Raw genomic sequence first — 5,568 nt, 5'->3', positions numbered from 1 at the left:
AGGGAAACGCCCGGTTACATTTCGAACCCGGAAGCTAAGCCTCACAGCGCCGATGGTACTGCAGGGGGGACCCTGTGGGAGAGTAGGACGCCGCCGAACAATCATTGAGAAAGCCCCTGCCGGGAAACCGGCGGGGGCTTTCTGCGTTTAGGGCATCCTTTCGGGAGTGCCATCCATTCCATTCTTCGGGGACTATTCGTAGCGAATTACAGGCGTCCAGCTGCCTTCAATGCCAGATAGGCGTCTGCCAAAGCAGGGGCCAGGTTTTCCGGGGTCGCGTCCACCACCGTGACGCCGTGCCGACGGAGTTGTTCGGCTGTGCGGTGGCGATCCGATTGGGCCTGGGCCGCTGCCGCCGCCTCGTAGACGGCGTTCGTGGTGCCCCGTGAATTCGCCATGCGGGCGATATGCGGGTCGGAGACGGAAGCCAACAGGACCGTGTGGCGCTGGGTGAGGCGGGACAGGACCGGGAGGAGGCCCTCTTCGATGGGGGCCGCGTCCAGGCTTGTCAGCAGGACGATCAAAGCACGGCGGGAGGCCGTCCGTAGCGCGGTGGCGGTGAGACCTCGGGCGTCCGTTTCGACGAGTTCCGGTTCGAGCGGCGCCATCGCGTTGACCAGGGAGGGAAGGACGTCGCCCGCCGAACGCCCCTGGACGAGGGCCCGGACGCGGCGGTCGTAGGCCATGAGGTCCACGCGGTCGCCGGCGCGGGAAGCGAGGGCGGCCAGGAGGAGGGCGGCGTCCATCGAGGCGTCGAGGCGGGGGATGTCGCCCACACGGCCTGCCGAGGTCCGGCCCGTGTCCAGGACGAGCAGGATGTGACGGTCGCGTTCGGGGCGCCACGTGCGTACCGCCACCGCGGACTGGCGGGCCGTGGCCCGCCAGTCGATCGAGCGGGTGTCGTCGCCGGGGATGTACTCGCGCAGGCTGTCGAACTCGGTGCCCTCGCCCCGCGTCAGGACGCTGGTGCGACCGTCCAGCTCCCGGAGACGGGCCAGCTTGGACGGCAGGTGCTTGCGGCTCGTGAACGGAGGAAGGACCCGCACGGTCCAGGGGACCTTGTGGCCGGCCTGGCGGGTGAACAGGCCCAGAGGACCGTACGAGCGGATCGTGACCCTGTCGGCCTGGCGGTCGCCCCGGCGCGTGGGGCGCAGCCGAGTAGTGACGCGGCGTCGTTCGCCCGCGGGGACGGTGAGCCGATGGCGGGAGGCGGCCACTTCGCTGCCGGGCAGCCAGCTGCTCGGAGGCCAGGCGTCACGGAGGTGGGCGCGCAAGGGGCGCTTGGAGGGGTTGGTGACCGTCAGTGTGACCTCTGCGGTTTCGCCGAGGCGCGCTGAGGTGTCCCCGGAGCGCGAGAGGCCCAGACGGCGCACCGGGGCGGCCAGGGCGTAGTCGCAGGCGCACGCGAGGGCCAGTGGGGCGTTCACCGCGAGGATGCCCGTCCAGCCGGGCTCCCAGATGCCCACCGGGAGGGTGCCGAGGGCCGCGAGGAGTGCGGCGCGTCCGGTGGGAGCCATCAGCGGGGAACGGGGACGTGGGCGAGGATCGCGTTGATGACCGAGTCGGCCGTCACGCCTTCCATCTCCGCCTCCGGGCGGAGCTGGACGCGGTGGCGGAGCGTCGGGAGCGCGAGTGCCTTGACGTCGTCGGGGATGACGTAGTCGCGGCCCGTCAGCCAGGCCCAGGCGCGGGACGCCGCGAGGAGGGCCGTGGCGCCTCGAGGAGAGACACCCAGGGTGAGGGACGGCGACTCGCGAGTGGCGCGGCAGATGTCGACGACGTAGGCGGTGATCTCGGGGGAGACGGTCGTCTTGGCCACGGCGGCGCGAGCGGCTTCGAGGTCGGCGGCGTTCGCTACGGGGCGTACGCCGGCGGCGCGCAGGTCGCGCGGGTTGAAGCCGGCGGCGTGCCGGGTGAGGACGTCGATCTCGTCCTGGCGGGACGGGAGCGGAACCGTCAGCTTGAGCAGGAAACGGTCCAGTTGCGCTTCCGGGAGGGGATACGTGCCCTCGTACTCGACCGGGTTCTGGGTCGCGGCGACCAGGAACGGATCGGGGAGGGGGCGGGGGGTGCCGTCGACCGTGACCTGGCGTTCCTCCATGGCCTCCAGGAGGGAGGACTGGGTCTTCGGCGGGGTGCGGTTGATCTCGTCCGCGAGGAGGAGGTTGGTGAAGACCGGGCCGGGCTGGAAGGAGAACTCGGCGGTGCGGGTGTCGTAGACGAGGGAGCCGGTGACGTCGCTCGGCATCAGGTCCGGGGTGAACTGGACGCGCTTGGTGTCCAACTCGAGTGCGGACGCGAGGGCGCGGACGAGCAACGTTTTGGCGACCCCAGGGACTCCTTCTAGTAGGACGTGTCCGCGGCAGAGGAGGGCGACGACGAGGCCGGTCACGGCGGGGTCCTGGCCGACCACGGCTTTGGCGATCTCGGCGCGCAGGGCCTCCAGGGAGGCACGGGCGGAGCCCGGGTCCCCGGTGGTCCCGGCGTTGTCAGTGGTCGGGTCCATCATGAACGGCGTACCTCTCTTTCGAGGGCGTCGAGTTGGTCGGTGAGGGCGATGAGGGCCGTGTCGTCGCTGGGCGGCGGGCCGAAGAGGAGGGCGTGCAGGGTCTGTCCGTCGCCGTGGAGGTGGGCGGACAGAGCGGGGAGCAGGGCCTCGGGTGCGTGCGCCCGGGAGACGGGGACACCCACGAGAGGGGCGAGGCGCGTGCGGGTGGTGGAGCGAAGAGCGGCGGCCGCGCGGTCACGGGCGTTGGCCTTGCGGTAGAGGCGGGCGCGGCCTTCGACGGTCTCGGAGGCGCGGATCGCGACGGGGAGTTTCTCGGGCACCAGGGGGCCCAGTCGGCGTGCCCGCCAGAGGGCGGCGATCAGACCCGCGACGAACAGTTGCAGGGTGCCCCAGAGCCAGCCCGAGGGGAGCAGGTCGAAGAAGCTGCGGTCGCCGGTGTCGGTGGCGGAGTCGTCGGAGAGAGAGGGGAGGTACCAGACCAGATGGGGGCGCGAGCCGAGGAGTTGAAGGGCGAGGGAGGCGTTGCCCTGCTCGTCGAGGCGGTCGTTGTAGAGGATGTCGGGGGCGCCGATGACGACGGTGTCGCCGCCCCCTTCGGCCGCCGGGAGGCGTACGAGGCTGGGCAGACCGCTCTCGGGGTAGCAGGTGTCGGCGTCGCGGGTGGTGACCTGGTAGCGGACGCCGCCGAGGTCGGCGGTGCCCGCACGGCGGGCGGCGGGCAGGTCGCATCGGGGCGCGAGTGTGGAGTCGAAAGTCGGGGCGGGGTCGGCCGTGACGCCGGGGGCGAGGGTGCCCACGGACGGGGTGTCGGGGGCGACGAGGACCGTACGGCCGCCGGACGAGGCGGTCGCCGTGCGCACGCGGCGCTGCTGGGACTCGGTGAGCAGGTCCGGGACGGCGATCAGGAGAGTCGTGTCGGGGGCCGCGGCGGCGGTCGCCTCGTCGAGGGTGGTGACCACACGCGTGGACACGCCGTTGTCGTCGAGGAGTTGCTCGATCGCGCGGCTGCCGTTGGGGTCGGCGGAGCGCGGGTCGAGGCGGCTGTGCTCGGAGCCGGAGCGGATGACCGCGATGACGATCGCCGCGGTCAGGAGGATCACGAAGGCGATGACGACACCTCGTGCGTGACCCCACAGCTGACGGGCGGTGGGCGAGGCCGAGGTGTTCGGGAGCGTGGCCTCGGTGGTCATTCGGCGGCCCCCTGGCGGCCGTGGTGGGCCGTGCTCGTCGTGCTGTCGGCGCTGCTGCCGGCCAGTGCGGGCTTGGCGCGCTCCAGGTCGTCGTCGAGGACGGCGAGGTGGCGGTACGTTCCTTCGGCCGCGGCTCGGCCGCCGTATGTGACGTCGTCGAAGTCCCTGGCGGCGGTGCGGAGTCGGTCCGCGTGGGCGGGAAGCAGACGGCCCGCCTCGGAGGCGGCCTCGTCGGCGGTGCGGCCCGGGCGCACGTCGAGGAGGGCGCGTTCCTCCAGGGAGCGGACCACCGCGCGCATGCGTTCCTGGACAGCTTGGTTCCAGTGGCCCTGGGCGGCCTGTGCCTCGGCTGCCGCACGGTGTTCGGCGGCGCTGCGGGGGCGGTCGTCGAAGAGCCGGGCGGAGGAGACGGGGGTGCGGTGCGGGGTGCCGAGGCGCCACCACAGGGCGCCGACGAGGGCCAGGATGGCCAGGACGATGACGACGAGGCCGACCGCGCCGCCGGGGGTGGCGGCGGAGGCCGTGCCGAACAGCTTGTCGATCCAGTCCCAGAAGGCGTCCATGGCGCGCTCGTACCAACTGGGGTCGTTCTCGTGGTACATGCCCTTGGACAGCTCGCGCCGGGCCGCCTCCCGCGCGGGGTCGCGCGGGAGGGTGACCGGTGGTTCGTCCGCCGAGCGCCAGCCGATGGGGACGGCGGTCAGAACTCCCCCCGAGAGTCTCACCGCATCAGCTCCCGGGAGTGGCGGTGGAGGCGTTGCCGCCGTAGTCCTGGACGCCGGCGGCGCGGGCCAGTTCGAGGTCGAGGGCCTCGCGGCGGATGCGCTGGTCGATGTAGAGGAGCACGGTGACGCCGGCGCTGATCGGGAAGGTGATCGTGGAGCCGATGATCGAGCCGACGCCGCTGATGACGAGGTACGTCCAGCCGAATTCGGTGCCGCCGGTGAGGAGGCCGGAGAAGCCCTCACCGTCCAGGGCCGTGCCGAGGACGGCGAAGGGGATCACGACGATCGACGCGACGACGTAGGCGATGATCGCGGCCAGCAGTTGGATGCCGAGGACGCGCCACCAGGAGCCGCGCACCAGCTTGACGGAGCGGCCCAGGGACTTGCGGACGCCCTGCTTCTCCAGCATCAGCGCGGGCGAGGCGAGCGAGAAGCGGATCACCAGCCACACGGTGAGGACGAAGCCGCCGAGTCCGCCGAACACGGCGAGGACCACGCCCGCGCCTTCCGCGCCACCGGCGACGAGGAGGATGCCGGGCAGGATGCCGACGGTCATGACCACCACGGCGATCAGGGGCAGCAGGAGGGTGAGGCCGCCCAGCCTGAGGAGTTGCGGGCGGGCGTCCCGCCAGGCCTCGCCGGTGGTCACCTTCTTGCCGAGGACGGCTCGGCTGGTCACGGTCGTGAGCAGGGCCGCCGCGATGATGGTGCCGAGCAGGGAGATCACCAGGACGGCGGAGGTGCTCAGCAGGGTCTCGCCGAGGGCGCGGCTCAGCTCGTCGGGAGTGGCGGTGGGGTCGTTGAGGACGTCGGCGGTCGCGGCGTCGTTGAGGACGAGGCCCTGGAGCAGGATGACCGCGATCTGGGTGACGACGGCGACGGTCAGGGAGATGCCGAGGACCGTGCGCCAGTGGGTGCGCATGGTGGACACCGCGCCGTCGAGGATCTCACCGACGCCGAGGGGGCGCAGCGGGATCACACCGGGCTTGGCCGCGGGCGGGGGGCCGCCCCATCCGCCGCCCCAGCCGGGGGCGCCGTGGCCGGGATGGCCGCCGGGGGCTCCGTAGGCGCCGGGCGGGCCGTAGCCGCCGGGGCCGGGGTGCGGGCCGCCGGGGTGGCCGCCCCAGCCCGGGGTGGGCTGCGG

General features: G+C 72.5%; 5 protein-coding genes and 1 rRNA gene. 1 reads left to right on the top strand and 5 read right to left on the bottom strand.

What is annotated here, in order from left to right; all coding sequences use genetic code 11:
* Nucleotides 1-99 (top strand): 5S ribosomal RNA (gene rrf / locus AOK23_RS32080); the annotation flags it as partial.
* Between the two features lie 107 nt (nucleotides 100-206).
* Here the strand turns inward: rrf and AOK23_RS32075 are convergent.
* From AOK23_RS32075 to AOK23_RS32055, 5 genes are all read right to left on the bottom strand, one after another.
* Nucleotides 207-1,517: a DUF58 domain-containing protein gene (locus AOK23_RS32075; RefSeq protein ID WP_055716071.1), complete on the bottom strand. Its 1,311-nt coding sequence runs from the start codon at nucleotides 1,515-1,517 to the stop codon at nucleotides 207-209.
* Nucleotides 1,517-2,506, bottom strand: a complete 990-nt coding sequence (locus tag AOK23_RS32070; protein WP_099964895.1) for an AAA family ATPase — start codon at nucleotides 2,504-2,506, stop codon at nucleotides 1,517-1,519. Before AOK23_RS32070 ends, AOK23_RS32075 begins: the two co-directional genes overlap by 1 nt.
* Entirely contained in the window at nucleotides 2,506-3,699 is a 1,194-nt protein-coding gene (locus AOK23_RS32065) for a DUF4350 domain-containing protein (RefSeq protein WP_055716069.1), read from the bottom strand. Before AOK23_RS32065 ends, AOK23_RS32070 begins: the two co-directional genes overlap by 1 nt.
* Nucleotides 3,696-4,424: a DUF4129 domain-containing protein gene (locus AOK23_RS32060; protein ID WP_206336346.1), complete on the bottom strand. Its 729-nt coding sequence runs from the start codon at nucleotides 4,422-4,424 to the stop codon at nucleotides 3,696-3,698. The genes AOK23_RS32065 and AOK23_RS32060 overlap by 4 nt, the downstream gene beginning before the upstream one ends.
* 4 nt (nucleotides 4,425-4,428) lie before the next feature.
* Nucleotides 4,429-5,568, bottom strand: a 1,140-nt coding sequence (locus AOK23_RS32055; RefSeq protein ID WP_055716068.1) for a DUF7847 domain-containing protein, incomplete at its 5' end; no start/stop codon positions are given.

Origin of the sequence: Streptomyces torulosus, from assembly GCF_001419765.1 — a bacterium.
Classification (GTDB): Bacteria; Actinomycetota; Actinomycetes; order Streptomycetales; family Streptomycetaceae; genus Streptomyces; species Streptomyces torulosus.
Note: the sequence above shows the minus strand (reverse complement) of the source record. Positions and strands in the feature narration are given on the sequence as shown.